This window comes from Micromonospora arida (genome assembly GCF_003857035.1).
GTDB lineage: Bacteria > Actinomycetota > Actinomycetes > Mycobacteriales > Micromonosporaceae > Micromonospora > Micromonospora arida.
This window is the reverse complement of sequence record NZ_QGSY01000223.1, coordinates 14,063-38,828: the sequence shown is the minus strand read 5'-3', so window position 1 is coordinate 38,828 and position 24,766 is coordinate 14,063. Positions and strand designations below refer to the sequence as shown.

The 24,766-nt window shown below is 72.6% G+C and carries 25 protein-coding genes; 4 read left to right on the top strand and 21 right to left on the bottom strand.

The features are described 5' to 3' along the window. Positions 1–233: 233 nt before the first annotated feature. Complete coding sequence (locus tag DLJ58_RS21935) at positions 234–1,793, top strand: AMP-binding protein (protein WP_124858880.1); 1,560 nt, start codon at positions 234–236, stop codon at positions 1,791–1,793. Next, on the top strand, positions 1,790–3,007 hold the full coding sequence (locus tag DLJ58_RS21930) for an MFS transporter (RefSeq protein WP_124858879.1): 1,218 nt from the start codon (positions 1,790–1,792) through the stop codon (positions 3,005–3,007). Before DLJ58_RS21935 ends, DLJ58_RS21930 begins: the two co-directional genes overlap by 4 nt. Before the next feature lie 49 nt (positions 3,008–3,056). Here the strand turns inward: DLJ58_RS21930 and DLJ58_RS21925 are convergent, their stop codons facing one another. Further along, positions 3,057–3,632: a hypothetical protein gene (locus DLJ58_RS21925; protein WP_124858878.1), complete on the bottom strand. Its 576-nt coding sequence runs from the start codon at positions 3,630–3,632 to the stop codon at positions 3,057–3,059. A 211-nt stretch (positions 3,633–3,843) separates the two neighbouring features. Between DLJ58_RS21925 and DLJ58_RS21920 the strand changes: the two genes are divergently transcribed. Continuing rightward, positions 3,844–4,527 (top strand): SGNH/GDSL hydrolase family protein, encoded by a 684-nt coding sequence (locus DLJ58_RS21920; RefSeq protein WP_124858877.1) that lies wholly within the window; start codon positions 3,844–3,846, stop codon positions 4,525–4,527. Positions 4,528–4,607: 80 nt separating this feature from the next. Here the strand turns inward: DLJ58_RS21920 and DLJ58_RS21915 are convergent, their stop codons facing one another. From DLJ58_RS21915 to DLJ58_RS21860, 12 genes are all read right to left on the bottom strand, one after another. After that, on the bottom strand, positions 4,608–5,966 hold the full coding sequence (locus DLJ58_RS21915) for a hypothetical protein (protein ID WP_167493727.1): 1,359 nt from the start codon (positions 5,964–5,966) through the stop codon (positions 4,608–4,610). Continuing rightward, positions 5,963–6,931, bottom strand: coding sequence for an alpha-ketoacid dehydrogenase subunit beta (locus DLJ58_RS21910; RefSeq protein ID WP_124858876.1), 969 nt, complete (start codon positions 6,929–6,931; stop codon positions 5,963–5,965). Before DLJ58_RS21910 ends, DLJ58_RS21915 begins: the two co-directional genes overlap by 4 nt. Before the next feature lies 1 nt (position 6,932). Then, positions 6,933–7,907, bottom strand: coding sequence for a thiamine pyrophosphate-dependent dehydrogenase E1 component subunit alpha (locus DLJ58_RS21905; RefSeq protein ID WP_124858875.1), 975 nt, complete (start codon positions 7,905–7,907; stop codon positions 6,933–6,935). Continuing rightward, positions 7,904–8,695 (bottom strand): DUF3050 domain-containing protein, encoded by a 792-nt coding sequence (locus DLJ58_RS21900; protein WP_124858874.1) that lies wholly within the window; start codon positions 8,693–8,695, stop codon positions 7,904–7,906. The genes DLJ58_RS21905 and DLJ58_RS21900 overlap by 4 nt, the downstream gene beginning before the upstream one ends. 1 nt (position 8,696) lies before the next feature. Continuing rightward, on the bottom strand, positions 8,697–9,626 hold the full coding sequence (locus tag DLJ58_RS21895) for a phytanoyl-CoA dioxygenase family protein (protein ID WP_124858873.1): 930 nt from the start codon (positions 9,624–9,626) through the stop codon (positions 8,697–8,699). Beyond that, positions 9,623–10,714 (bottom strand): 4-hydroxyphenylpyruvate dioxygenase, encoded by a 1,092-nt coding sequence (gene hppD / locus DLJ58_RS21890; RefSeq protein WP_124858872.1) that lies wholly within the window; start codon positions 10,712–10,714, stop codon positions 9,623–9,625. The genes DLJ58_RS21895 and hppD overlap by 4 nt, the downstream gene beginning before the upstream one ends. 75 nt (positions 10,715–10,789) lie before the next feature. Beyond that, positions 10,790–12,028 (bottom strand): beta-ketoacyl-[acyl-carrier-protein] synthase family protein, encoded by a 1,239-nt coding sequence (locus tag DLJ58_RS21885; RefSeq protein ID WP_124858871.1) that lies wholly within the window; start codon positions 12,026–12,028, stop codon positions 10,790–10,792. Continuing rightward, positions 12,025–13,641, bottom strand: a complete 1,617-nt coding sequence (locus tag DLJ58_RS21880) for a class I adenylate-forming enzyme family protein (RefSeq protein ID WP_124858870.1) — start codon at positions 13,639–13,641, stop codon at positions 12,025–12,027. Before DLJ58_RS21880 ends, DLJ58_RS21885 begins: the two co-directional genes overlap by 4 nt. Next, positions 13,638–14,195: a beta-ketoacyl synthase chain length factor gene (locus DLJ58_RS21875; RefSeq protein ID WP_386994831.1), complete on the bottom strand. Its 558-nt coding sequence runs from the start codon at positions 14,193–14,195 to the stop codon at positions 13,638–13,640. Before DLJ58_RS21875 ends, DLJ58_RS21880 begins: the two co-directional genes overlap by 4 nt. Before the next feature lie 29 nt (positions 14,196–14,224). Then, entirely contained in the window at positions 14,225–15,331 is a 1,107-nt protein-coding gene (locus DLJ58_RS21870; RefSeq protein ID WP_124858868.1) for a beta-ketoacyl-[acyl-carrier-protein] synthase family protein, read from the bottom strand. Then, positions 15,324–15,569, bottom strand: a complete 246-nt coding sequence (locus DLJ58_RS21865; RefSeq protein ID WP_112587240.1) for an acyl carrier protein — start codon at positions 15,567–15,569, stop codon at positions 15,324–15,326. Before DLJ58_RS21865 ends, DLJ58_RS21870 begins: the two co-directional genes overlap by 8 nt. Further along, positions 15,569–15,835 (bottom strand): acyl carrier protein, encoded by a 267-nt coding sequence (locus tag DLJ58_RS21860; RefSeq protein ID WP_091397621.1) that lies wholly within the window; start codon positions 15,833–15,835, stop codon positions 15,569–15,571. Before DLJ58_RS21860 ends, DLJ58_RS21865 begins: the two co-directional genes overlap by 1 nt. A gap of 15 nt (positions 15,836–15,850) precedes the next feature. Between DLJ58_RS21860 and DLJ58_RS21855 the strand changes: the two genes are divergently transcribed. Further along, on the top strand, positions 15,851–16,537 hold the full coding sequence (locus DLJ58_RS21855) for a 4'-phosphopantetheinyl transferase family protein (protein ID WP_244219076.1): 687 nt from the start codon (positions 15,851–15,853) through the stop codon (positions 16,535–16,537). On the opposite strand, the gene DLJ58_RS21850 is transcribed toward DLJ58_RS21855, so the two are convergent. The 8 genes from DLJ58_RS21850 to DLJ58_RS21815 form a co-directional block, all read right to left on the bottom strand. Next, on the bottom strand, positions 16,465–17,853 hold the full coding sequence (locus DLJ58_RS21850) for a class I adenylate-forming enzyme family protein (RefSeq protein ID WP_425271332.1): 1,389 nt from the start codon (positions 17,851–17,853) through the stop codon (positions 16,465–16,467). The two genes, DLJ58_RS21855 and DLJ58_RS21850, sit on opposite strands and share 73 nt — an antisense overlap. Before the next feature lie 374 nt (positions 17,854–18,227). Beyond that, complete coding sequence (locus DLJ58_RS21845) at positions 18,228–19,055, bottom strand: M55 family metallopeptidase (protein ID WP_124858866.1); 828 nt, start codon at positions 19,053–19,055, stop codon at positions 18,228–18,230. A gap of 153 nt (positions 19,056–19,208) precedes the next feature. Then, positions 19,209–19,526: an antibiotic biosynthesis monooxygenase family protein gene (locus DLJ58_RS21840; RefSeq protein WP_124858865.1), complete on the bottom strand. Its 318-nt coding sequence runs from the start codon at positions 19,524–19,526 to the stop codon at positions 19,209–19,211. Next, positions 19,523–20,779, bottom strand: coding sequence for a beta-ketoacyl synthase N-terminal-like domain-containing protein (locus DLJ58_RS21835; RefSeq protein WP_124858864.1), 1,257 nt, complete (start codon positions 20,777–20,779; stop codon positions 19,523–19,525). Before DLJ58_RS21835 ends, DLJ58_RS21840 begins: the two co-directional genes overlap by 4 nt. A gap of 76 nt (positions 20,780–20,855) precedes the next feature. Then, the gene (locus DLJ58_RS21830) at positions 20,856–22,130 is read right to left on the bottom strand and encodes a beta-ketoacyl-[acyl-carrier-protein] synthase family protein (RefSeq protein WP_124858863.1); all 1,275 of its coding nucleotides are present in this window, start codon (positions 22,128–22,130) and stop codon (positions 20,856–20,858) included. 55 nt (positions 22,131–22,185) lie between these two features. Next, the gene (locus DLJ58_RS21825) at positions 22,186–22,590 is read right to left on the bottom strand and encodes a cupin domain-containing protein (protein ID WP_112587250.1); all 405 of its coding nucleotides are present in this window, start codon (positions 22,588–22,590) and stop codon (positions 22,186–22,188) included. Continuing rightward, the gene (locus DLJ58_RS21820) at positions 22,583–23,338 is read right to left on the bottom strand and encodes an SRPBCC family protein (RefSeq protein WP_124858862.1); all 756 of its coding nucleotides are present in this window, start codon (positions 23,336–23,338) and stop codon (positions 22,583–22,585) included. Before DLJ58_RS21820 ends, DLJ58_RS21825 begins: the two co-directional genes overlap by 8 nt. Then, positions 23,335–24,765: an acetyl-CoA carboxylase biotin carboxylase subunit gene (locus DLJ58_RS21815; RefSeq protein WP_124858861.1), complete on the bottom strand. Its 1,431-nt coding sequence runs from the start codon at positions 24,763–24,765 to the stop codon at positions 23,335–23,337. The genes DLJ58_RS21820 and DLJ58_RS21815 overlap by 4 nt, the downstream gene beginning before the upstream one ends. Position 24,766 lies beyond the last annotated feature (1 nt).

Genomic DNA, 24,766 nt, shown 5'->3' with positions numbered 1-24,766 from the left:
GCCTGGACGATGGTCCAGAAACCTAGCCGCCGCCGCTGACGGGCGTCAATCAACCTGATCGACGCGATCAAATGTCCGGCGGGACGCTCGGACCGCCCGTCGGCACGGTTCCGACCAGCCGTCTCCCGCCTAGGCTTCCAGGCGGCGGCGGTGTGGTCGCCCAAGCGCGCCACCGTCGCGTCGTCACCGGGAGCTGCCCGGGGACCGCCGCTTTCTCGGATGGGGGCTGCCGGATGACTGACGGACCCGGGCACACCACGACCTACGTGCACAGGGTGTTGGACCTCTTCGCCGAATTCGGCGACCGGGAGGCGCTTGTCGGCGCCGATCGGCGACTGACCTACACCGAGGCCGCCGCGCGGGTCCGGGCGATGGCCGCGACGTTGACCCGGCAGGGCGTACGGCCCGGATCGGCGGTGCTGGTGACAGTCGCGAACGCGGTGGAGGGTCCACTGCTACAGCTCGCCCTGCATCTGCTCGGCTGCCGGACGATGTGGGTCGCCCCGGTGACCGCGCGCCGAGAGGTCGACGAGTTCATCCGGTTGGCCCGCCCGGACGCCCTGGTCTACGACGCCCGGGACCGGGCCAGTCTGGGCCCGGAGCTGGCCGCCGCGCTGCCCGGCACACCGGTCTGCTGTCTGGGCGCGGGCGGTGCCGGCCCCGACCTCACCGCCGACACCGACGCGGCGCAGCTGCCGGCGTCCGTGCCGGCACCCGAGTCGTTCCTGCAGACCAGCGGCACCACCGGCAGCCCGAAGCTGGTACACCACCGGGAGAGCTTCTACGCCCAGATCCTCGCCCTGGCCGCCGACTTCCGCGCCGCCGGGTTCCCGTTGCTGCGGCACCTGTCGCACTCTCCGATGTGGCTGGCCAGCGGGCAGATCACCACACTGTTCAACCTGTTCACCGGCGGGGTGCTGTTCCTCCGCGACGACTGGGACCCGGTGGCCTTCGTGGACACCGTGCAACGGGAGCGGATCAACTCGACCTTCGTCACCCCGCCGATGCTCTACGAGGTGCTGGACCACCCGGCGCTGGTCGGCGCGGACTTCTCCGCCATGTTCATGTTCAACGTGGGCGCCGGACCCGCCGCGCCCGCCCGGCTGCGCCAGGCCATCGCGCGGTTCGGTCCGGTACTGCGCATCGTGTACGGCCTCAGCGAGGCGGTCGTGATCACCGCGCTGCCCGGGCTGACCGACGATCCGGAGCACCCGGAGCGGTTGCGCTCCTGCGGGCGGCCCTACGGTGACGTCCGCATCGAGATCCGCGACGACGACGGCGCGGTGCTGCCGACCGGCCGCGACGGCGAGGTGTGGGTACGGACCCGACTGAGCTTCGCCGGCTACCACGGTCAGCCCGAGCTGACCGCCCAGACACTCGTCGACGGGTGGGTGCGGACCCGCGACATCGGCCACCTCGACGACGACGGCTACCTCTACCTCGTCGACCGGGCACACGACATGATCGTCACGCATCGCCGGAACTGGGCGATCTTCTGCCGCCCCATCGAGGACGTGCTGGTCGGGCACCCCCAGGTACGGGCCGCCGCCGTGATCGGCGTGCCGGACCAGACGGTCGGCGAGGTGCCGTACGCGTACGTGGTGCTCGGGCCGGGCGCGACGGTCACCGGGGCAGAACTGATCGACCTCGTGACCGCCGAACTCAACGAGATGTGGGCGCCGGCCGCTGTGGAGTTTCTCGACCGGCTGCCGGTGAACCGGTCGATGAAGGTGGACAAGCGGGCGCTGCGCGCGCGGTACGCGGCCCGTCGGGCGGCGGCGGTCGGGGCGTGAGCCCCCGCCGGCAACTGGTCGTCCTGGTCAGCGCGGACCTGATCTCCAACCTCGGCACCCGCATCTCGGTGGTGACCATTCCGTGGCTGGTGCTGGTCACCACCGGCAGCCCCACCAAGATGGGTCTGGTCGCGTTCGCCGAGACCCTGCCGTACCTGCTGTCCAGCGCGTTGGGCACGCCGTGGGCGGACCGGGTCGGCCTGCGCCGTACCTCGATCCTCTGCGACGCGGGCAGCGCACTGGTGATGGTCGTCGTGGCGCTGACCCCGTGGTTGGGCTTCGTCCCGCTGGTGGCGCTCGTCGCGGTGGCCGGCGCGCTGCGCGGCATCGGGGACCGGGTGAAGCACGTGATGTTCCGCCCGGCCGCGGAGGCCGCCGGAGTGCCGCTGATCCGGCTGACCTCCGCGTACGACGGGCTCAGCCGGGTGGTGACATTGTTCGGCGCCGCAGTGGGCGGCCTGCTGATCGCCGTCTTCGGGGTGACCGAGGCGATCCTCATCGACGCGGCCAGCTTCGGGGTCTGCGCGCTGCTCATCGGCGTCCTGGTCCGCCCGCCGGCCGGCCCGACGCAACCCACCCAGCCGGAAAGTTACCTGCGCGCCCTGCGGGGTGGCTTCAGTTACCTGGGCCGGGACCGGCCGCTGCTCGGCATGCTCGCCGTCATCTCGGCGCTGAACATGGTGGCCAACGCCAGCGTGGCCGTCTACATCCCGGTCTGGGTCGCCCGGGAGCTGCCCGGCCCGAGCGGTCTCGGCCTGGTGCTGGCGGCGTTCTCGGCCGGCGCGCTGCTGGGCAACCTGGTGTTCACCACGCTGGGGCCCCGGCTGCCCCGGCGGCTGACATTCCTGGTCGGCGCTCTGGTCGCCGGGACGCCCCGGCTGGTGGCGCTGGCGATCAGCGACGAACTGCCGGTGGTGCTCGTGGTGACGTTCCTGTCCGGAATCGGCATCGCGGCGGTCAACCCGCTGCTCGGGGTGGCGCTCTACGAGCGGGTGCCGCCGGAGTTGCAGACCCGGGTGATCGGCATCGCCGGTTCGTTGGCGTTCGTCGGGTTGCCGGTCGGCGCGCTGCTCGGCGGCTGGTCGGTGGACGCTCTGGGATTCACCCCGGCCCTGCTGACCATGGCGGCGGCGTGCCTGGTGGTCACCGCGTACCCGCTGGTGGCCCGTTCGTCCGAGTCGCCGACGCAGTCCACCCCCGCCGGCACGCACTGACGCGGCTCGCCGCCACCCACAGCACCGAACAGGGCCGACCGACCGCTGGTCAGCACCCGGCCGGGGCCGGGCTGGCATGTTCGGTACGGCAGCGTGGGCAGCGCAGTCGCGCCCCCGCGGCCGTTCGGGGCACCCGTAGCCGCTGACCGCAGCCGCAGGTCACGACCGGGGCCGACGCCCGTAGGTATTCGTCCCGCTCCCGGCGTGGCCACCGGCCGTGGCAGCGGGCGCACCACTTCGGCGGGTAGCTGTGGTAGTGGGCCAGGCCGAACGCGCCCGCGACCATCAGCCCGGCGGGGACCAACAGGCCAAGCGGCGCGAACAGCGCGGTCGGCACTCCCCCGACGCCGTCGGAGACCAGCACGGCGACCACCGTGAGCACGACCACCGGCACACCGAGCACTGTGAACCCGAAACCCCAGGCGAAGGCCAGCAGGGACGGCAGGAACATCCACATGCCGCCCGGCGCCCAGCGGCGGACCCCGTACCCGCCGCAGCGCGGGCAGTTCGGCGAGGCGCGGTGCGGCACCGACCGCAGCGCCTTCGGCGCCAGCCACTGAACCAGAAGCTTGAGGATCTCCTCGACCAGTTTCGTCGCGAGGGCCTGCAGGAACGAACCGAGCATCGTCACTCCCCTCGCCGATGGATTCTGCCGTCGGCCCACCAACCATCGTGGGCGGCGGGTGCCAACAGCCCACCCCAGCGCGCCGACGCCGCGTCGCCCACGACGCCAATCCGACAGCGCCCGAGCGTTGGTCGTCTGTGTCTACCTGGCCGAGGTCAGCCTGACCGGCTGAGCCTGGCCCGGCAGCCCCGCGGTCGGCTAGCGTGCCGGCATGCCATCGACGCTCACCGAATCGACGGACCCGTACTGTCTGCGCCCCGGGGAGGCCACCGAACTGCTGCACGGGCACCCGTGGCGGCGGTTCGTGGCGCTCGGCGACAGCGTCGTGGAGGGCATGTGTGAGCCGACACCGGGCTACCCGGACGTGCAGTGGGTCGACCGGGTCGCCGCCGAGCTGACCGCCGTGCGCCCCGAGCTGGCGTACCGGAATCTGGGTCGACGCGGGCTGCGCGCGCACCAGGTGCGGGCCACCCAGCTCGCCCCGGCGCTGGCCTTCGCACCGGACCTGGCGCTGGTCGTCTGCGGCGGCAACGACGCCTTCCACCCGGCGTACGACGCGGAGGCGGTGGACGCCGAGCTGACCGCGATGATCACCGCGCTGCGCGACGGGGGCGCCGATGTGATCACAGTGGGCATGTTCGACGTCTCGCACAGCCCGGCGGTGCCCGAGCACCTCCGGCCCGGCCTGGGCGAACGAATGCGCCGCCTGTCGGCCCATACAGCAAACCTGGCCGAACGACTGAACACGATCCACGTGCACCTGACCGACCATCCCCTGACGGCCGACCCCACGCTCTACAGCACCGACGGCCGCCATGGCAGCGCCCGCAGCGACGCCGTAGCAACAGCCCAAACCCTCCGCACCCTCTCCCGCCGGCTCCCCCCACCCCGGTGATCATGAGGTTGGCGGGGCCAGGAGCGGCCCAGAGCCCGGCTAACCCCATGATCAACCGGAGGGAGGTCCGGAGGGCGGGGTCAGCCGTACAGGAGGATTCCGGTTAGGAGGACGCCGTGGGCCAGGTTGAGGATTCCGTCGCAGCCGGGGTAGCCGACCCTCGCCAGAGCGCCGGAGGCTTGGCGGCCGAACAGGTACGGGGCCAGGGAGTACGGCACGTCGGCGGTGACCGTCTCACCCGTCTCGATCTGGACGAAGTCCATCGACACTCGGTCGGTCGGCAGGAACTCCTGGAGGATGGCGCCACCCTGGTCGACGGCGGCGCGCACACCGTCGGCCCAGTCCGCCGCGCTCAACTCCGGGCCGAGCAGGACACCGTGCCCGGCCGAACCGTCGGCCGGCTTCGCCACCAGGGTGGCCTGCTCGGCGATGGCCCGGTCGAGCACCGCGGCGGTCAACGGCACCGTGTACGGCACGTGCTGGCGGATCAGCGCCTGGTCGTCGGCGGGCAGCCCGTCCACGTCCTCCCACAGCCAGCCGAACGTGGTCTTGTTGCCGAGCAGCCAGGCCGCCGCCGACACGAACATCGGTAGGGTGCCGGCGGCGAGGGCCACGGCCACCGCGTCCAGACCGGCGGTGGGGGTGACCCGGTTGGGCACGAACAACCGGAACAACGCGTCGACCGGTGCGCCGTCGACGACCAGGCGGTGGTCGGCGTCCACTGTGGCGGTGGCGACCGGGGCGATGACCAGGTCGATGCCGAAGTCCCGGGCCCGTACGGCGAGGGGGTCGAGGATCCGGATGAACGTCTGCGGGTCGTCGAGGCCGGGGTAGTCGGCGTCGAAGTCCATCAGCAGCGCCACCCGGGCGCCCTCGGGCAGCCGCAACTCCTCGCGGATCGCCACGAAGCGTTGGTCCAGCAGCGACGGCGCGGCCCGCACCGGCAGGTCGTCGAGGATGCCCTGCTCCCGGTAGAGGCCCGCGTACCGCTGGATGACGGTGTCGGCGTCGAACCCGCCGCCGAGGCTGCTGTCGATGTTGTACTCGACGAACTTCGGCACCCCGGCGGAGAAGATCACATCCGGGCGGTACGCGGCCAGCAGCGCCTCGGTCAACGGCTCGGCCTCGTTCAGCAGCCGGGTCTCCCCCGCCGGTACGCCGAGCAGCCGGCGCAGCTCACCGGCGGTCCCGGCCCGGCGACGGCAGGCGTCGAGGATGAGCTGAGCGAGTCGGTCGCAGACCTCGTTGAGTTCCCGCCAGGCGTCGGCGGTGAGCACCGGGGGGCGGGCCAACCGCCACTGCTTGTTGTAGGTGGCCCGGCCGTGGAAGACCTGCTCCCAGGCCGCCGCCCCACTGGCCACCATGGTCCGACGGGCCGGCTCCGGCAGGTCGGTCCAGGCCCGGTCGGCCGCCGGCCACGGATAGTTCGGGTCGATCATGATCCGTCCTTCATGGTCAGGTGAATGGCGGTGGCGAGCTGGTCCCGGCCGGGCTGGACGGCCCGGTCCAGTGCGGGGGCGAACGGCAGCACCGCCCCGTCCGGGCGGGTGACCCGACGCGGCGGGGCGAGCAGCCGGACCCGCTCCACCACGCTCGCGATGATCTCGGCGGCCATCCCGCAGGCACGGTTGCCGTCGTCGAGTACCACGAGGCGTCCGGTGCGGGTCACCGACTCGGTGAGACCGTCGATGTCGAACGGGTACAGGGTGCGCGGGTCGAACACCTCCACCGAGACCTGGTCGGCCAGCTCTTCGGCGACGGCGATCGCGTCGTGCACCAGGTGCCCGATCGCGACCACCGTCACGTCGTCGCCGAAGCGGTGGATCCGGCCCCGGCCCAGCGGCACCGGCACCAGGTCGTCGACGTCGTCGCGTACGTCCATCGCACCGGCCGGCGCGAACACCACCACCGGGTCGTCGTGGCGGATCGCGGTGACCAGCAGCCCGTACGCGTCGGCCGGGGTGGCCGGCACGACGGTGACCACGCCGACGTGGGCGAAGAGGCTGTACGGGTGGTCGGAGTGCTGCCCGGCCCACCCGGTACGCGAGCCGGACCCGGGGACCAGGTAGGTGACGGGGACACGGCACTGCCCGCCGGTCATCAGCGGGAACTTGTGCGCGTGGTTGACGATCTGCTCGAAGACCAGGAACAGCAGCGACGGGATCTGGAACTCGATCACCGGTCGCAGCCCGGCCAGCGCCGCCCCGGTGGCGAAGCTGGTGAACGCCTGCTCGGACAGGGGGGTGTCGCGCACCCGTTCGGTGCCGAACCGCTTGGCCAGCCCGGTGGTCACCAGCGACGCCCCGACCTGGACGTCCTCGCCGAGCAGGAACACCGCCTCGTCGCGGGCCAACTCGTCACCGAGGGCCCGGGTGAGCGCCCGGCGGTACGACAGTCGGGGCACCTCAGCCACCTCCGGTGCGAACGGTCAGGCCGCTGGCGTACAGATAGGTCAACGCGTCGGCCGGGTCGGGTTCCGGGCTGCTCAGGGCGAACCGCACCGCCGCGTCGAGGGTCGCCTCGACCTCGGCGTCCACGGCGGCGCGGTCGGTGTTTGTGAGGCGTTCGCCCTGGATACGCACCGGGTCCCGGGCCCGACCACGGGTCACCTCGTCGGGTGGCCGGTAGTCGTCGAGGCGTACCGCGTGTTCGAAGGTGTGGTGGACGTCGAAGCGGTAGGTCCGGGCCTCGATCAGCTCGGGGCCGCCGCCGGCGCGCATCCGGTCGACGGCGGCGCACGCGGCGACGCGTACCGTCTCGGGGTCCTGGCCGTCGACTCCGACGGCCGGGATGCCGAACGCGGCGGCCCGACCGGCGATGCTGCCGGCCACCGCGCCGGCGACCGGCATGGTGGTGGCGTAGCCGTTGTTCTCGCAGACGAACAGCACCGGCACCCGCCAGAGCGCGGCCAGGTTGAACGCCTCCAGCAGCATCCCCTCGTTGACCGCGCCGTCGCCGAAGAAGCTCACACCGACGGTGTCGCGGCCCCGGCGGCGGTGGGCCCAGACCGCGCCCGTGATGATCGCCCCGGAGGCGCCGACGATCGCGTTGGCGCCGAGTACGCCGATGCTCAGGTCGGCGGCGTGCATCGAACCGCCCCGGCCGGCGTTGAGGCCGGTGACCCGGCCGCACAGCTCGGCGAGCATCCGGGCCGGGTCGGCCCCGCGCGCCAGGACGTGCCCGTGGCCGCGGTGGGTGCCGGCGAGCACGTCGTCGGCGTCCAGCGCGGCGCAGACGCCGGCGGCGATCCCCTCCTGACCGAGGTACGGGTGGATGCCGCCGACGATCTGCCCGCCGTGGACCAGCTCCACCGCCCGTTCCTCGAACCGGCGGATCAGCCGGACCGTGCGGTAGAGCCGGACCGGGTCGGCGTCGGTCACGCGGGCCCCTTGATGGCGGCCAGGATGTCGTCCCAGAGCCGGGCCCGGGCGGCGAGGGCGGTGTTGACCGTGTCGGCGCACTCCTGCCACTTGCCGTCGTCGTCGCCGCACAGGTCGGCGAGCATCTGCATGGCCATCGGGGTGTGCTGTTCGCCGTCGACCTCGATGTGCCGGTGCAGGTAGTCGACGAAGGTGTGCAGCCGGTTGCTGTGCTCGTTGACCGAGACGACCTGGGTGAACATGTCCGGGATCAGGTCCTCCCGGCCGAAGGCGAAGGCCGCCGCCTGGCAGTGCACCGGGGTGGACTCGATGATCTGCCAGGTGGTCGCGGCGAACCTCGCCGACGCGGCCGGCACCCCGGCCTCGGCGAGCGCCTCGGTGACCGGTCGGCCGGCGCGCAGCAGGTCGACCAGCGCGTTCACCGCCGTGGTGTCCGCGCCGGCCTCGGCCATGCCCTGCACGTACAGCTCGAAGTGGCTGATGTAGCCGCCGCCCAGCTCGTCGCTCTCCTCGACCATGACGATGTCGTTGATGAGGCGGCGGCTGCCGGTCGGGCCGGTCGGGATCCACGGCACGGTGACGCAGGTCAGTTGCCGTTGCAGCGACTTCAGCAGGGACATGAAGTCCCAGACCGCGAAGACGTGGTACTGCATGAAGGTGACCAGCGCCTCGTGGGTGTCGAGGTTGGCGTAGAGCGGGTGCTTGACCACGGCGTCGCGCCGGTCGGTCACCGCCTGCTCCAACCGCTCGATGCCCGGGTGCGTCTTACCCCAGTCGTACCGTGACATGTCAGCCTCCCTGCTGGGCGCGGTGGCGCCAGATGACCGGGCAGTAGTCGGGGTCCGCGTAGTCCGGCCGCCCGTCGTGGGTGCGGCGGACCAGCACGTCGTGGTTGTACGCGGCGAGCGTGCCGTCGGAGAGCGGATACTCCCGCCAGGCGTTGTCGCCGTCCTGCAGGTGCAGCGAGATCGCCTGTCGGGGGCGACCGCTGACGTTGGGGCCGCTGCCGTGGTAGGTGCGGCAGTGGTGGAAGCTCACGTGTCCTTTGGGGATCACCATCGGGATCTTGCGGATCTCCGCGCCGTTGTACGCGGCGTTCTCGGCGAGCATCTCCTCCAGCTGGCCGCGGTCCCGGTCGGCGAAGTGCCGCACGACCGTGTCGTCGGCGCCGATCTCCTTCCACCGGTGCGAACCGTCGACCATCGTGATGGTGCCCATCTCCTCCCCGCAGTCGTGGAAGGGGATGAACGCGGTGAGCATCTTCTCCGACGACGAGGACGCCCAGTAGTGCTTGTCGAAGTGCCAGGGCACGATGTTGCTGGGCTCGCCGGAGATCGGCGGCTTGTAGATCAGCGTGGACTGGAAGACCCGGATCTCGTCGGCCTGGGCCAGCCGGGCGGCGACCGCGCCGAGCAGCGGCTTGCGCAGGATCGCGCCGAGCCCGTCGTGCTCGTGGTGGACGTAGTCGTTGTGCCGCTGCACCGGGCCCTTGGAGGGCTCCCAGTAGGCCAGCTTCGGTGGGCGTACCGGCAGCCGCCGGCTCCGCTCCCCGTCGTAGTAGCGCTGCGTGGCGGCGGCGAGGGCGTCCACCTCGTCGTCGGTGAACACCTTTCCCGACAGGTACCAGCCGTGCTCGGCGTAGTGCCGCACGTCGTCGTCGGACGGCAGCAGCGCCTGTTCCTCGGCGGTCAGCGCGGGTTCGAACTCGGTAGCGGTCATGCCCCCACCCCCTGTGGTGTGGCCGCCACGGCGGCCAGTTCCCGTTCCTTGGCCTCGTAGAGCGCCTTGATGTTGCCGCTGCCGAAGCCCCGCGCGCCGCGTCGCTCGATCAGCTCCAGGAAGAGCGTGCGACGCACGTGCATCGACTCGGCGAAGATCTGCAGGAGCTGGCCGTCGTGGTCGGAGTCGACGAGCACACCCAGCTCGCGCAGCCGGTGCAGCGGGGCGTCGATCCGACCGACCCGCGCCTCCAGGGCGTCGTAGTAGCTTGCGGGGGTGCCGGCGAAGCGCACCCCGCGCCGGCCCAGCGCCTCCACCGCGCCGACGATGTCGTCGGTGCGCAGCCCCAGGTGCTGCACTCCCCCGCCGGCGTGCTGGTCGAGGAACGCGTCGATCTGCCCGGGCCGTCGGGTGCGGTCCGGTTCGAGCAGCACCACTGTGACCCGCCCGGACCGACTCTGCACCACCTTGGAGTTCATTGCCTGCCCGTCGACCTCGATGTGCTCCTCGAAGATCTGCGCGAAGTCGAACAGCTCCTCGAAGTGCCGGACCGTCTCGTCGAGCTGGCCGGGCGGCACGCAGACCGCCAGGTGGTCGATCTCGGCGAGCACCGGCGGGTGGCCGTCCGTCGCGGACGTCGCCGCGGTGATGGCTCCGGGCAGGAAGTCGCCCCCCTCGCCCCGGCGCTGCACCAGCCGGTGCCGCACGTCGGCGAAGCCGTCCACCTCGGCGATCACCACCTCGGCGTCCGCGCCGGTGCGGGTGGTCGGCGGCGTCACCCCGGTCGCGCCCCGACCCACCAGCTCGGCGTACGCGGCCGACACGTCGTCGACCTCGACGGCGACGACCCCGATGCCGTCACCGTGGCGTTGCACGTACCGCGACGCCGGATGCTCGGCGCTCAACCCGGAGGTGAGCAGCAACCGGATGTCGCCGTGGCAGAGCAGCAGCGAGCGCTGCCCCGCCAGCCCGGTCTCCGGACCACCCTGGCCACAGATCTCGAAGCCGACGGCGGTGCTGAAGTAGAAGGCCGCCTGTCGGGCGTCCCCCACGTAGAGTTCGATGTGGTCGATACCACGGATGTCCATGTCCCCTGAAACCCTTCCCACCCGATTCCCCCTGTGTTGCCGTCCGGGCACACCCCGCCCGGGATGCCGCCTCGATCACCCCCTCGGCTCGGCGACGCGGGCCAGCAGCAGGCTCACGTTCTGGCCGCCGAACCCGAACGAGTTGGTGACCGCGTACTCCAGGTCGGCCTTGCGGGGCGTGCCACGGATGTGGTCCGCCGGGCAGGCCGGATCCGGATCGTCGAGGTGGTACGTCGGCGGCAGCAGGCCCCGACCGAGCGCCAACGCGGTGGCCGCCGCCTCCAGCACCCCGGAGGCACCGAGCAGGTGACCGGTGAGCGCCTTGGTGGAGCTGACCGGCACACCACCGACGCCGAAGACGTCGGCCAGGGCGGTGGTCTCCGCGATGTCCCCGAGCTTCGTGCCGGTGCCGTGCGCGTTGACGTAACCGACCGCCGCCGCCGGCACACCGGCGCTGCGCAGCGCCCGGCGGATGCACGCCGCCGCGCCGGCGCCGTCCGGGCGGGGGGCGGTCGGGTGGTACGCGTCCGTCGTCGCCCCGTGGCCGGCCACCTCGGCGTACCCGGCGACGCCGCGCGCCGCGGCGTGCTCGGCGCGTTCGAGCACCAGCAGCGCGGCACCCTCGGAGAGGACGAACCCGCTGCGGGAGGTGTCGAACGGCCGACTCGCCCGGCCCGGGTCGGTGCCGGCGCGCGCCAAGGCCCGCGCGTTGCCGAAGGTGTCGGCGAAGGTCGGGAAGAGCGGTGCCTCGCTGGCCCCGCAGAGCACCACGTCGACCTCTCCGGTCGCAATGAGCCGCACCCCGTCGGCGACCGCCTGGGCGCCGGAGGCGCAGGCGGTGCCGACCGACGAGCTGTAGCCGCGGATGCCGTGCACGATGGCGATCCGCGCCGCCGGCATGTTCGGCAGGATCCCGGTGAGCAGGTACGGGCTGACCGCCGCCCGGCCCCGGGCCGCCCGGGCCAGCACCTGCGACTCCAGGGTGGCCATCCCGCCGACCCCACCGACGATCACACCGATCCGTTCGGGGTCGACGTCGCGGCCCACCTCGATGCCGGCGTCGGTGAGAGCGTCGGCGGCGGCGAGCAGGGCGAGGACGACGATCCGGTCCAGCACCCGGGTCTCCGGCCCGGACGCCACTGTCCGCGGCTCGATGTCGGGCAGCAGGCCGGCGACGTCCAGTGACTCCCTGACCGGGTGCCCCTCGGGCGGGCGGGTCAGCCCGGACCGGCCGGTGGTCAGCGCGTCGAAGGTCTCCTCGACACCCCGCCCGACCGGGGTGAACAGACCCATCCCCGTGATCAACGCGGTCACGAGCTGGCCTCGGTGAGGTAGCGCTCGCGCAGGACCACCTTGCGGACCTTGCCGGTCACGGTGACCGGGATGTCGGCGGAGCGCACCGGCACGACCCGGCGCAGCGTGGCGCCGACGTCCGGGCCGAGGGCGTCGCGGACCCGCTCGGTGCGGTCCTCGGCCTCGTCGGCGCCGGCGGCCAACTCCAGCAGCACGTCGGTGACGACCGCGCCGGCCTCGGCGACGATCACCACCGTGCAGTCGGTGACGTCCGGACAGGCGGCGAGGATGCGCTCCTCGGACAGCGCGGTGTAGAAGCGCCGCCCGTCACCGGCGTCGACCGAGTCCACCGCCCGGTCCAGGTGGTAGTAGCGGCCGTTGGTGTCGGCGCGGACCAGGTCACCGGTGAGGTACCAGCCGCGCTGGCGGAAGCGGTAGGTGGTGACCGAGTCGTTCCAGTAGCCCCGGAACAGCGACGGCGAGTCGATGCCCAGGAATCCCACCTCGCCGACCGGCACCGGCTCGCCGTCGGCGTCGAGCACCGCGACCCTGGCGAACTGGTACGGGCGGCCGATGCAGCGGCCGTACCGGTCGGTGTCGGCACGGTGGGTGATGTGGAACATCGAGTGCCCCATCTCGCTGGAGCCCAACCCGTCGATGAAGACCGAACCGGGCACCTTTGCCACCCCGTCACGGGTGATGGTGTCGCGCCAACCGACCGCGACGAGGCGACGGATGTGCGGCTCGTGCGAGGCGTCGCCGGTGTTGAACCACAGCCGCACCGAGTCCAGGTCGTACCCGGACAGGTCGAAGCGGGCCAACTCGGCCCAGGTGACCGAGAAACCGAACACCCCGTCGGGGCGCCAGCGTTGGATGGCGTCCAGCACCCGCTCGCCGCCCTGCTCAGAGAGCAGGAACATCTGCGCGCGGTTGCCCAGCGCCTGGTTGACCATCAGCACCGTGGCGGTGTGCGGTGCGGGCAGCGCGTTGAGGATCCGGGTGGTGCCCTGCGCCTGCGGCATGGTGAGCAGGTGCCGGGTGGCCGCGAAGAGGCTGGCGTGCGAGTGCAGCACCGCCTTGGGCACCCCGGTCGTCCCGGAGGTGTGGGTGATCACGATCGGGTCGTCCGGGTGGTGCCGGTAGTGTGCCGGGGCCGTGGCCGGGTCACCCGTGCCGGCCTGTGCGGGGGTGCCGAGCAGGGGTACGCCCAGGTCGTGCCCGGCCAGCAGCGCGGTGTGCGCGTCGTCGGCCAGCACACCGACGCCCCGTAGGCGACGGATGTACTCGGCGGCGATCTCCGGGCGGAGTTTGCCGTTCATCAGCGCCGGGATCGCCCCGAGCCGGGCCAGCGCCAGGAAGCTGAGCACCATGTCGGCGGCGGTGGAGGCCCAGACGGCGACCGGGTCGCGGGGGCGTACCCCTTGTCCGTGCAGCCAGGCGGCGCGGGCGGCGACCCGCTCGTCGAGCCGCCCCAGCGTCAGCGGCGTCTCGGCGGGGTGCCCGTCGACGGCGGTGTCGAAGGTCAGGCCGGGCCCGTCCGGATCGGCGCCGTGCGCCAGCACCCGGGCCAGGACGTTGCCCGCACCCAGTTCGGTGTCGGCGGCCAGTGCGCCGCGCAGTCCCCGTTTCCTCATGGTCGTGCTCCTCCCCCCAGCAGCACCGCGACCGCCTCGGTCGGCTTGTCGGGTGCCTGTTCGATCAGGATCAGCAACACCTCGTCGGCGTCGCCGTCGTCGCGCAGCAGGTCGGCCTCGGCGACACCGTCGGTGTACGGGTCGCCGGTCGGGCTGAGGCAGACCACCGGGCCGCGCAGGTTCCAGCGGGCCGCGAGGTGCCCGGCGACGCTGTTGGGCACGGACTGGAAGAAGAACAGTGGGCCGATCCGCCCGCCGGCCTCGACGGTGGCCCGTACGTGCCGGGCGCTGGCGAGATCACCGCTGGCGCTGACCAGCACGATTCCCGTCCGCACCCCGGCGGGCACTCCCGCCGACCCGTACCCTCGTCGCAGACACCGTTCCGCGACGGCCACCACCACCGGCGCGAAGTCCGAGTGCACAAACCCCGGCACCCCCGCCGCCGCGCCGCCACCGTCTCCACCCTCGGGCCAGACAGCCCGAGCCCTGTGCCCCGGCGATCTTGCGGTTTCGGTCGTCGGTTCAGGTGGTTGGTCGGATTCGTCGGGGCAGATAGTGCAAGATCGCGGGGAGTTGGGGGCGGTCATCCGACGCCGACCAGGAGTGCGGTGTTGGCGCCGCCGAAGGCGGCGTTGAGTGTCAGGGCGTGGGTGGCTTCCGTCCTGTGCGGACGGTCTCTGACGACGTTCAGGAGGCAGGAGTCGTCGGGGCCCAGCCAGCCGGCGTTGACCGGCAGTTCGCCGTGGCGCAGCGCGAGCGCGGTGACCACCAGTTCGAGCAACCCGGACGCCTCCAACGCGTGCCCGTGCACCGACTTCGTGGAGCTGACCGGGACCCGGTCGGCATGCTCGCCGAGGGCCCGGCGCAGGGCGGCCGCCTCGGCGGCGTCGCTCTGCGCGGTACCGGTGGCGTTGGCGTTGACGTAGCCGACGGACTCCGGTGGCAGCCCGGCCCGGCGCAGCGCGCCGCCGACCGCGCGGGCCAGCCCGGTGCCGCCGGGCTCCGGCTGGCAGGGATGGAACGCGTCACCGGCCCGCCCCCAACCCAGCACTGTGGCCACCGGCTCGACACCCCGCCGTCGGCCGGTGCTCGATTCCAGCACCACCGCGGCCACGCCGTCACCCAGCAGCAACCCCCGGCGGCCGGCGCTGAACGGGCGGACCGCCCCGTCGACAGCGAGGGCACGACCGGCGTCGAAGAGCGCGAACTGGTCCGCCTCAACCAGGTAGCCGGCCGCGACCACCACCCGCTCGACATCGCCCCGGGTGATCCGGGCGGCGGCGTCGGCCACCGCCGTGCTCGCCGACACGCAGGCGCTGGTGTAGACCCGGGTGTGACCCGACAGTCCACAGCGGGCCGCGAGCTGACCGGCGAGCACGGCTGGCGCCGGGCCCGAGGCCGGGGGGCCGCCGTGCACGGCGAGCAGCAGTGCGCATCCGGTGCGCTGCGCGCGGTCCAGGCCGGCCGCCCGGCAGGCCGCGTCGATCGCGACGGCCAACTCGTCGGTGAGCGTGGCGATCTCGGGCAGGGTGGCCGCCACGGTGACCCGGCGGGCTGCGGTGTCGAATCGGCCCACCGGTCCGAATGCCGGCACCCCGGCCAGCACACGGGTGAGCTGCGCGTCGGCGCCCCGCCCCAGGGCGCTGACCGCGTACACACCGGTGAGCTGGGCGACGCGCGCCTCAACCATCTGCGGAGGCGGTCAGCGACGCCCGGAACACCACCAGGGCGTCGTCGACGGTGCGGATGCCGGCCAGTTCGTCGTCGGTGAGGTCGAGCCGGCGTTCGTAGCGCTGTTCGACGAGGTGCACCAGCCAGGCAAGCTCCATCGAGCCGATCCGGTCGGACACCTCGGCAGCCGGTTTCGCGGTGAGTTCGGCGAGCATGGTCATCAGGTCAGCTCGCCCCAGATCGGGCTGACCGCTCATCAGCCTTTGTCGCTCGTCGCCTCGGTGACGCGATTGGCGACCATGGTGGTGAACTCGCCGACCGTCATGAGGGCCAGCTGCTCGGACTCGTCGTCGGCGAACGTCACGCCGTACCGATCCTCGACCCGCACGGACAGGTCGGCCAGCGCGAGCGACTCCAGGTCGACGCCGGAGGGGCCGAGCGTGGTGTCGTCGTCGAGCCCCTCGACGTCGTAGTTCATGTCGGCGAGCTGCTCGACGACGAAGGCGCGGACCTCGGCTCTCATGGATACCCTCTCTGCGTGGCTCAGCTGACGGTGTCCGGTCGGGACACCGCCTACGTGTGGGTCGGCCGGGACACCGGCGGTCAGCCGGATCCGGCCGCTGTGCTGGTGCGGCGGGCGGGTGCTCTGCTGCTCGGTCGCCCGGAGACCGAGCTGGTGCTGACGCACGACCGCGAGGGACGGCCGGTCGTCCGGGTCGACGACGTGACCGGGTCGGTCGAGGTGGCGGTCAGCGTCAGCCGCACCGCCGGGCTGGTGGCGGTCGCCGCCCGTCGGGCCGGCGCGGTCGGGGTGGACGTGGAGCGGATCCGCCCGCTGCCGGCGCTCGCGCTGGCCCGCCGCTGGTTCCCGCCCGCCGAGCTGGCCTGGTTGGGCGATCGGCCCGAGGCCGGCCGGACGGTGGACTTTCTGCGGCTGTGGACCGCCAAGGAGGCGGTCGGCAAGGCGCTCGGGCGGGGGTTGCGCGACGGCGGGCTGCACCGGTCGATGCCGCCGCCGGGGCTGCCGTTGCGGCCGGTGCCCGGCGACGAACTCCTGCGGGTCGGTCACCCGCGACTGGGCGGGGGCCTCGTCCTGGCGGTCGCCGTGCGGGCGAGCGCGCCGGTCGACGTCGAGGTGGTGCAGCGGCCCGGTCACGGGGTGACCGCCGAGCGCAGCGCGTCGGTCGAGCGGACCAGCTTGCCGGTGGTGGTACGGGGCAACTGATCGAGCAGGTGCAGCGCCCGGGGCCGTTTGTAGCCGGCCAACCGCTCGGCGAGGAGCTTGTCCAGCGTCTCCTCCGACAGCGCGCCGTCGGGTTGGACGTACGCGGTGATGCCGTCGTCCCAGACCACCACGGCGGCGGCAACCCCGGTCAGCTCGGCGACAGTGGCCTCCACCTCGGTCAGGTCGACCTTCATCCCGCCGACGGAGACCTGTGAGTCGAGTCGACCGCGCACCGTGACCAGGCCGGTGTCCTCATCGACGGTGCCGGCGTCGCGGGTGTGCAACCAGCCGTCGGACCAGCGGGTCGGGTCGCTCAGGCCGACGTACGGCGACGCCGGGCAGGACACCCACAGCTCACCGCCGGACTCGCGGACCTCGATCCCGGGCGCGGGGGCGATCGACGGTCGGTGCGACCCGTACAGGTCGGTGCCGATCACCCCGACCTCGGTCATCCCGTACATGTTGCCCAGGGGCACCCCGTACCGGTCGGTGAACGCCCGGGCGACGGCGGGCGGCACCAACTCGCCCCCTGTGGTCATCCGCCGCAGCTGCGGCAGCGGACCGGTCGGGCGGGTGGAGGCGAGCAGTCCGATGTGGAACGGCACACCGAGCACCGTGGCCGGTGTGGTGCCGGCGCTGATCGCGGCCAGCACGGCGTCGCCGCTGAGCCGCTCCGGCGGCACCAGCTCGACCCCGGCGTGCAGCCCGTAGAGCAGGCCGCCGACCAGGCCGAGCACGTGCACCATCGAGGGCAGCAGGATGATCCGCTCGCCGGGCAGCGCCACCCCGTCGATCCGGGTGTAGCGGTGCACCTCGGCGACCAGGTCGGCAGCGGTGCGGCCGATTATCTTGGACGGGCCGGTGGAGCCGGAGCTGAGCTGGATCACGGCATGGCCGCTGACCGCCGGGCTGTCGGCGTACCGGGTGACGCCCTCGGTGACGTCGACGAAGATCTTCAGCGCGCCGCCACCGGTCCGCACCGGAGCAACCACCACCTGCGGGGTCAACCGGGCCAGCGCCCGGTCCACTTCGTGGTCGGTGAGCCGGTGGTCGAGCAGGATCGCCTGCCCTCCGGCGCGCCAGGTGGCGAGCAGGTTCACCACGTACGCCAGCGACGGTGGCAACCGCAGCGCGGCAGCGCCACCGGGGCGCAGTCCGGCGGCGGTCAACCGGTCCTGCGCGTCGGTCACCAGCCGGTGCAGGCTGGCCCGGTCGACGGGCTCGGGCAGACGGAGACAAACGTCGGTCGGGTGGCAGGCGAAAAGGACTTCGTCCACCCAGCCGGGGTCGGTCGCCGTAGGATCTTCTGCCGTCACTACCGTTCACCGCCCAGCATGAAAGAGGGCGAATCCGCCCATCACGTACGCTTGTCGGGGTGCTGCGGGGAACCATACGACGCCCACCAAGCCATTGCTAGATGCGAATGGATGGATCAAAAGCAGCGACGAGCCTGATTGCCGACAGCCCGTTCGGCGGGCAGGATTGGGCGGGCGACTTGGCAGATTGTCACCGAGGCATGACCCCTCGCACAACCGTCGCGCGGTGTCAGCCGGACGGCCGATGGCGGCGCGGTCGCCGGCCGCGCGAGACGGCTCTCGGGCGCCAGGGCCTGTTTCACAAGGGCGGTCGAGCCGAGGCGGTGTCCGGGCGGCGATCCGGCGCAGGCCGGCCAGTTCTTATGAAACAGGCCTCAGCTCGGTTTGATGCTGGCGAGCTGGACGAGCAGCTGAACCAGCCGATACGCCTCGGCGACATCGGCGGCGTGAAAGGCGACCGTCCGGCCGCCACCGACGCGGGTAACACCCGGGACAAGAACCGCGAGGTCGACCATGTACGGCCCGTACAGGTCTACCTCGACGTCAACCGGCCCGGCCACCTTCGCCGGTGGGATCGAGGCGCGCCGGGCAACCGCGTCGGCGGCGGCGTGGCGCAGCCGCTCCCGCGCCTCCTGCGGATGCAGGGCCACCGCCGCGGCCTGACCCAGGGTCTGCTTGACGGCGACGGTGACCGCCGAGGGCACCAGCGCGCTGAACTCGGCGCAGGCGGTGTCGTCTCCGCTGAGCAGGACGACGGGCGCATCGAGGTGCCCTGCCATGGCGACGTTGAGGCCGATCTCGCCCAGCGACCGCCCGGCCACCCGTACGTCGAGGATGGCGTCGCTCATCGTGTGGGCCAGCACGGCGGGCCCGGCACCCGCCCGAGCGTGACAGCCGACGAGCAGGACGGCATCCGTGTGCTCGTCCAGCCCGGCGAGCATGCCCAGCGGGCGGGGTTTGCCCCGCACCAGGTGAGCACGCCGGTCGAGGTCCTCCGGCGGGATGTTCCGGAACGTCCCATGCGCGTCGGCGACCCACACAACCGACTCGGGTTCGGCGTCGAGGACCCCGGCGATCACCGCGTTCGCCTCGGCCGTCATCAACGCCCGGCCGCGCTCGTAGTCGTACCGATCCGGATTCGTCTCGGCGGGATGAACGATCCCCGAGACGCCCTCCATGTCGACGGAGATCAGTACCTTCATGCCCCAGGACCCTACGCGGCACAGCCGCGCCCTCGGCCCGTCCCCACTACGCCGATCTTGCAGTTTCGGTCGTCGAGACGCGTGACATGCCCCCTATGTCGCGACACCAAGTGCAAGATCGCGGGAAGAGGGCCGACGGGAGCGCGGGGAGCCTCAGGCCAGGGCTGGGGTCTGGGCGTGGATGTGGAAGCGCAGCGAACGGGCGTCGGTGAAGCACTCCCGCATCGGGCGTACGAGATCCCGGTGCTCCGGGCTGCGTTCCCACTCTTCGAAGTCGGCCAGGCTCGCCCACTCACTGGTGATCAACCACTGCTCCGGGTCGGTCGACGACCGGCACACCTGGTCGACCAGGTGCCCCGGCACACCTCCGGCGACCAGGTGCCGCACCTGTTCGTACGCGGCGAGGAACTGCTCGGTGCGGGGCACCGGCACCCGTACCAGAAAGACCACCCGGGCCCGTTTGTCGCTCATGACGCCTCTCCCCTCATCGGCGCGGCCCCACGCAGGACCAGCGCGCTGTTGAACCCGTCGAAGCCCCGCGCGCAGATCAGGGCGAGTCGGCTTCGCGGTTGCCGGTGCTCCCGCAGGAAGTCCAGCTCACAGCCCTCGGCCACCTCGTCCGGTCCCGCCGACGCGGGCAACGTGTCGTGGGCGAAGGCGAGCAGCGCGGTGGCCACGTCCAACGCCGAGCCGCCCTGGTACGCCCGACCTGTCAGCGGTTTCTGGGTGGTCACCGGGGGCGGCCGGTCGGCGAACACGGCGCGCAGCGCCTCGGCCTCGCTGCGGTCGTAACGGGGCACACCGAGCGCGTCGGGCAGCACCACGTCGATTCCGGCCGCGGCGACACCCGCCCGGTCCAGGGCCAGGCGCATCGCCCGCGCGTACTGGGCCGGGTCGCCGGTGCTCTCCGCCGTGGTGTGCGCGGCGTCGTGGGTGGAGCCCCAGCCGCTCACCTCGCCGTAGACCCGGGCGCCCCGGGCCAGGGCGTGCCCCAACTCCTCCACCACGAACACGGCTCCGCCCTCGGCCGGCAGGTAGCCGCTGGCCGTGGCGTCGAACGGCCGGTACGCCCGCTCCGGGTCGGCGACATCACTGAGCAGCCCCGAGCGCAGCTGGCAGGCGAGCGCGTACGGGCTCAACGGGCACTCGGTGGCCCCGGCGATCACGACCGGGGTGCCGCGGCGCACCGCGCGGGCGGCGTGCGCCAGGCTGTCCAGCCCGCCGGCCGACTCCGCGACCAGCACCCCGCTCGGGCCCTTGAACTGGTGGTGGATGGAGAGCTGCCCGACGCTGGCCGCGTAGAACCAGGCGATCGACTGGTACGCCCCGACCGTCCGGGACGTGCCGCCCCACAGCCGTTGCAGTTCCCGCTGACCGAACAGGTTGCCCCCGGACGAACTGGCCAGGGTCACCGCGTAGCCGTACGGATCGGGGGCCCGGTCGGGCAGGCCGGCGTCGGCCAGCGCCAGCCGGGTGGCGGCGAAGCCGAGGTGCGTCCACCGGTCGGTCTGCACCAACTGTCGACTGTCGGCGTAGGAGTCGGCTGTGAAGCCGGGCACCTCCCCGCCGAAGCGGGTCGGATAGCCGGCCGGGTCGAACAACGTGATCGGGCCGGTCCGGCGGGTGCCGGCGAGGACCGTTCGCCAGTGCGCGTCCGCGCCGATGCCGCTCGGTGCGACCACCCCGATGCCGGTCACCACGGCGCGGGCGACCCCGGCGCTCACGCCAGCACTCCGCTTCGCTCCGCGCCGGCGCGAGACGCCACGCTGCTGTGCCTCATGGTTCGCTCGCTACGCTCGCTCACGCCGCCACCGCGCCGAGCATCCGACGGAACACCATCGCCGACTGGAAACCGCCGAACCCGCTGCCCACCGAGAGGGCGACGTCCACCGGAACCTCCCGCGCCTCGTTGGGTACGTAGTCCAGGTCGCACTCCGGGTCCCGGGTACTCCAGTTCGCCGTCGGCGGCACCACACCGAACTCGATGGCGAGGGCGCACGCGGCCATCTCGATCGACCCGATCGCGCCGAGCGAGTGCCCGACCATCGACTTGATCGAGCTGATCGGTATCCGGTACGCGGCCTGGCCCAGCGCCCGCTTGAACGCGGCCGTCTCGTGTCGGTCGTTCTGCCGGGTGCCCGACCCGTGCGCGCTGATGTAGGAGACCTGCTCGGGCAGGATCCGGCCCTGTCGGAGCGCGTCGGTGACGGCAAGGCCCATCTCCAGCCCGTCCGGCCGCAGCCCGGTCATGTGGAAGCCGTTGCTGCGGCTGGCGTAGCCGGCCACCTCGCAGTAGATGTGCGCTCCCCGCCGCCGGGCGTGCCCGGCCTCCTCCAGCACGAGCACCGCCCCGCCCTCGGCCAGCACGAACCCGTGCCGGTCGGCGTCGAACGGGCGGGAGGCGTGTGCCGGGTCGTCGTTGTCCGGGCTGGTCGCCTTGATCGCGTCGAACGAGGCGACAGTGACCGGCGAGATCGGCGAGTCGGACGCGCCGGCCAGCATCACGTCCGCCTCACCGTCCACGATCATCTGGTGGGCGTACCCGATGGCGTCGATGCCGGAGGTGCAGCCGGTGGACACCACCTGCGCCGGGCCGTGCAACCCGTGCCGGCAGGCCACGTCCGCCGCGAGGCTGCTGGGCACCAGCGCCTGATAGAGGTACGGGCCACCGCGCGCCCCGTCCACCAGCCAACGTCGGCCGTGCTCGCTCACGGTGACGTACTCCTGCTCCAACGCCATCGTGCCGCCCACCGCCGTGCCCAGCACCACCCCGGCCCGGTCCCGTTCCCCGTCGGTGAGCACCAACTGGGCGTCGGCCACCGCCTCGGCGGAGCAGGCCAGGGCGAACTGCACGTACCGGTCGGCCCGGCGTCGCTCGGCCTCGCTGAGCCCCGCCGCGACCGGGTCGAAGTCGCACTCCGCCGCGATCTGCGACCGGAACGCCGACGGGTCGAAGAAACTGATCCGCCGGGTGGCGGTGCGCCCCTCGGTGATGGTCTTCCAGAAGCGGTCCCGGCTGGCGCCGCCCGGGGCGACCACCCCGATCCCGGTCACCACCGTGCGGCGCCCGGTCATCGCGTCACCTCTGTTCGCGACTGCGGGGCTCGCAAACCCCGCTCACTCCTCGCGCTCATGACCCGCCCCGTTGTTCGACAAGCTCGGTGTCGACGTGGCCCAGTTCGGGCCGGGGGGCGAGTGGGCCCAGGTGGAAGACCACCTCGGCCGGTTCGACGCCGGTGTTGCGCAGCCGGTGCCGCACGTTCACCGGTACGAACAGCCCCTCACCGGCGGCCAGCAGCGTCGGCTGGTCGTCCAGGTCGACGGTGATCGCGCCCCGCACCAGGTACAGGAACTCCTCGCTGTACGGGTGGTAGTGCTCGGCGATCCGCTCCCCCGGCTCGAGCGTGGCAACCCCGAGAAAACCCGAGGTGCTGCCGACGGTGCGGGGGCCGAGCAGCACCCGAAGCTCACCGCCGCGCCGGCGATCGGCGGGTACGTCCCGGGCGGCGATCGGGCGGGTGCTCAGGTCACTCATCGTCGGCTCCCGTCGGTGCGCCGCTGGTGGTCGGGCTGCCCTGGTCGGCGCGCTGCCAGGCGATCCGCTCCAACCGGTCCTTGATCACCGCGAGTTGGATCACGCTGTTGGTGTTGATCCGCTCGGTCATCGCGGCGTTGTCGACCGGCGCGGTCGGCTTCATCGCGAAGTCCTGCGTCCAGGTCATCCGGGTGCCGCCGGCCTCGTCGGTGTAGCGCCAGTGGATGCGCATGTACTCGAACGGCCCGGTCTCCACCCGGTGTGCCCGGACCTGCCTGCTCACCGGGTCGGCTGTGCGCTCGCTGACCCAGCTCCAGGACACCCCGTTCTCGTCGGGGTACATGGTGAGGCGGAACCGCACCGTGTGCCCCTTGCGGTGCAGGATCTCCACCACGGCGTACTCGGTGAACAGCTCGGTCCAGTTCGCCACGTCGTTGGTGACCTCCCAGACCAGCCCCAGCGGCGCGTCGATGACCACGCTGTTCTCGGTGTGCCCGGGCGGGTCGGCGCGGCGGGCGACCAGGTCGGCCACCGCCGGGATGCTCAACTGTCCGGCCTGCTCGGGGATGGCCACCTGCCAGCGGTCGGCGACGACCGCCGACAGTTCCAGCAGGGCGAGCGAGTCCATGCCCAACTCCTCCAGCGACGCGGCGGGCGCCCGGGCCGCGGCGTCGGCGTCCAGCCCGCAGTGCGCCACCAGGATGTCGGTGATCTCGGCGGTCATCGGGCGACCATGGGTGACGGTCATCGGGTCCTCCTGTGGGTTGCGTCGGGATCTGCGGCGGGCGCGGTGCGCGGTGCGGGAGTGACCGTCGGCCCCGGCGCGGGCGCGGCGAGCAGACGGTCGACCAGGCCGGTGGTGTAGCGGCCCTTGCGGAATGCGGCGTCGTCGAGCACCCGCCGGACGAACGGGATGGTGGTGTGCACGCCCGGACCGGCGATGTCGAACTCGTCCAGGGCACGTTCCAGCCGGTTGAGGGCCAACTCCCGGTCGGGCGCCCAGACGATCACCTTGGCGAGCAGAGAGTCGTACCAGGGGCCGACCAGGTAGCCGGCGCTGGCGTGGGTGTCCACGCGGGTGAACGGGCCGCCGGGTGGGGTGAACCGCTCCAACCGGCCGGGGGTGGGGGCGAAGCCGCGCCCGGGGTCCTCGGTGTTGACCCGACACTCCACCGCGACGCCGTGCAGGCGGATCTCCTGCTGCCGCCACCGCAGCGGTACGCCGGCGGCGATGTGCAGTTGCTCGTGCACCAGGTCGATCCCGGTGACCATCTCGGTGACCGGATGCTCCACCTGGATCCGGCAGTTGATCTCCAGGAAGTGGAACTTCTCCTCGGCGTCGACCAGGAACTCCAACGTGCCGGCACCAACGAAGCCGACCTCGAGCGCGCCCCGCAGCGCGGTCTCGGCGATGGTGTCGAGAACGGCGGCGGGCAGCGCCGGCGCGGGTGCCTCCTCGACCAGTTTCTGGTGCCGGCGCTGCACCGAGCAGTCCCGGGTGCCCAGGTGCACCCCGTTGCCGTGGGCGTCGCAGAGCACCTGCACCTCGACGTGCCGTGCCTCGGTGAGGTAACGCTCGACGTACACCCGGTCGTCGCCGAAGGCGGCCTGCGCGGCGGCCCGGGTCCGGGTGTACGCCCGACGCAGCTCGCCCGGGCTGCGCACCACGGTCATCCCCCGGCCCCCGCCCCCGGCGGCGGCCTTCACGATCACCGGGTAGCCGACGGCGTCGGCCACCTCGGCCGCCGCGGCGGCGGTCGGCACCGGCGCGACACTGCCCGGTGACAGCGGCAGGCCGGCGCGGCTCATCAGCGCGCGGGCCGAGGACTTGTCGGCCAGCGCGGCCATCACCGCCGGTGGCGGGCCGATGAACGTCAGCCCGTTGTCGGCGCAGATCTCGGCGAAGTCGGCGTCCTCGGAGAGGAAGCCGTAACCGGGGTGCACGGCCTGCGCCCCCACCTGCCGGGCCGCCTCCACGACGGCGGCGGCGTTGAGGTAGCTGCGCCGACTCGACGCCGGTCCGATCCGGACGGCCTGGTCGGCGAGGCGGACCGCCGCCGAGTCGGCGTCGGCGGCGGAGTAGACCACCGCCGTTCGCACGCCGAGCTCCTTGCAGGCGCGCAGCACCCGCAGCGCGATCTCGCCCCGGTTGGCGATCAGCACGGTCTCGAACATG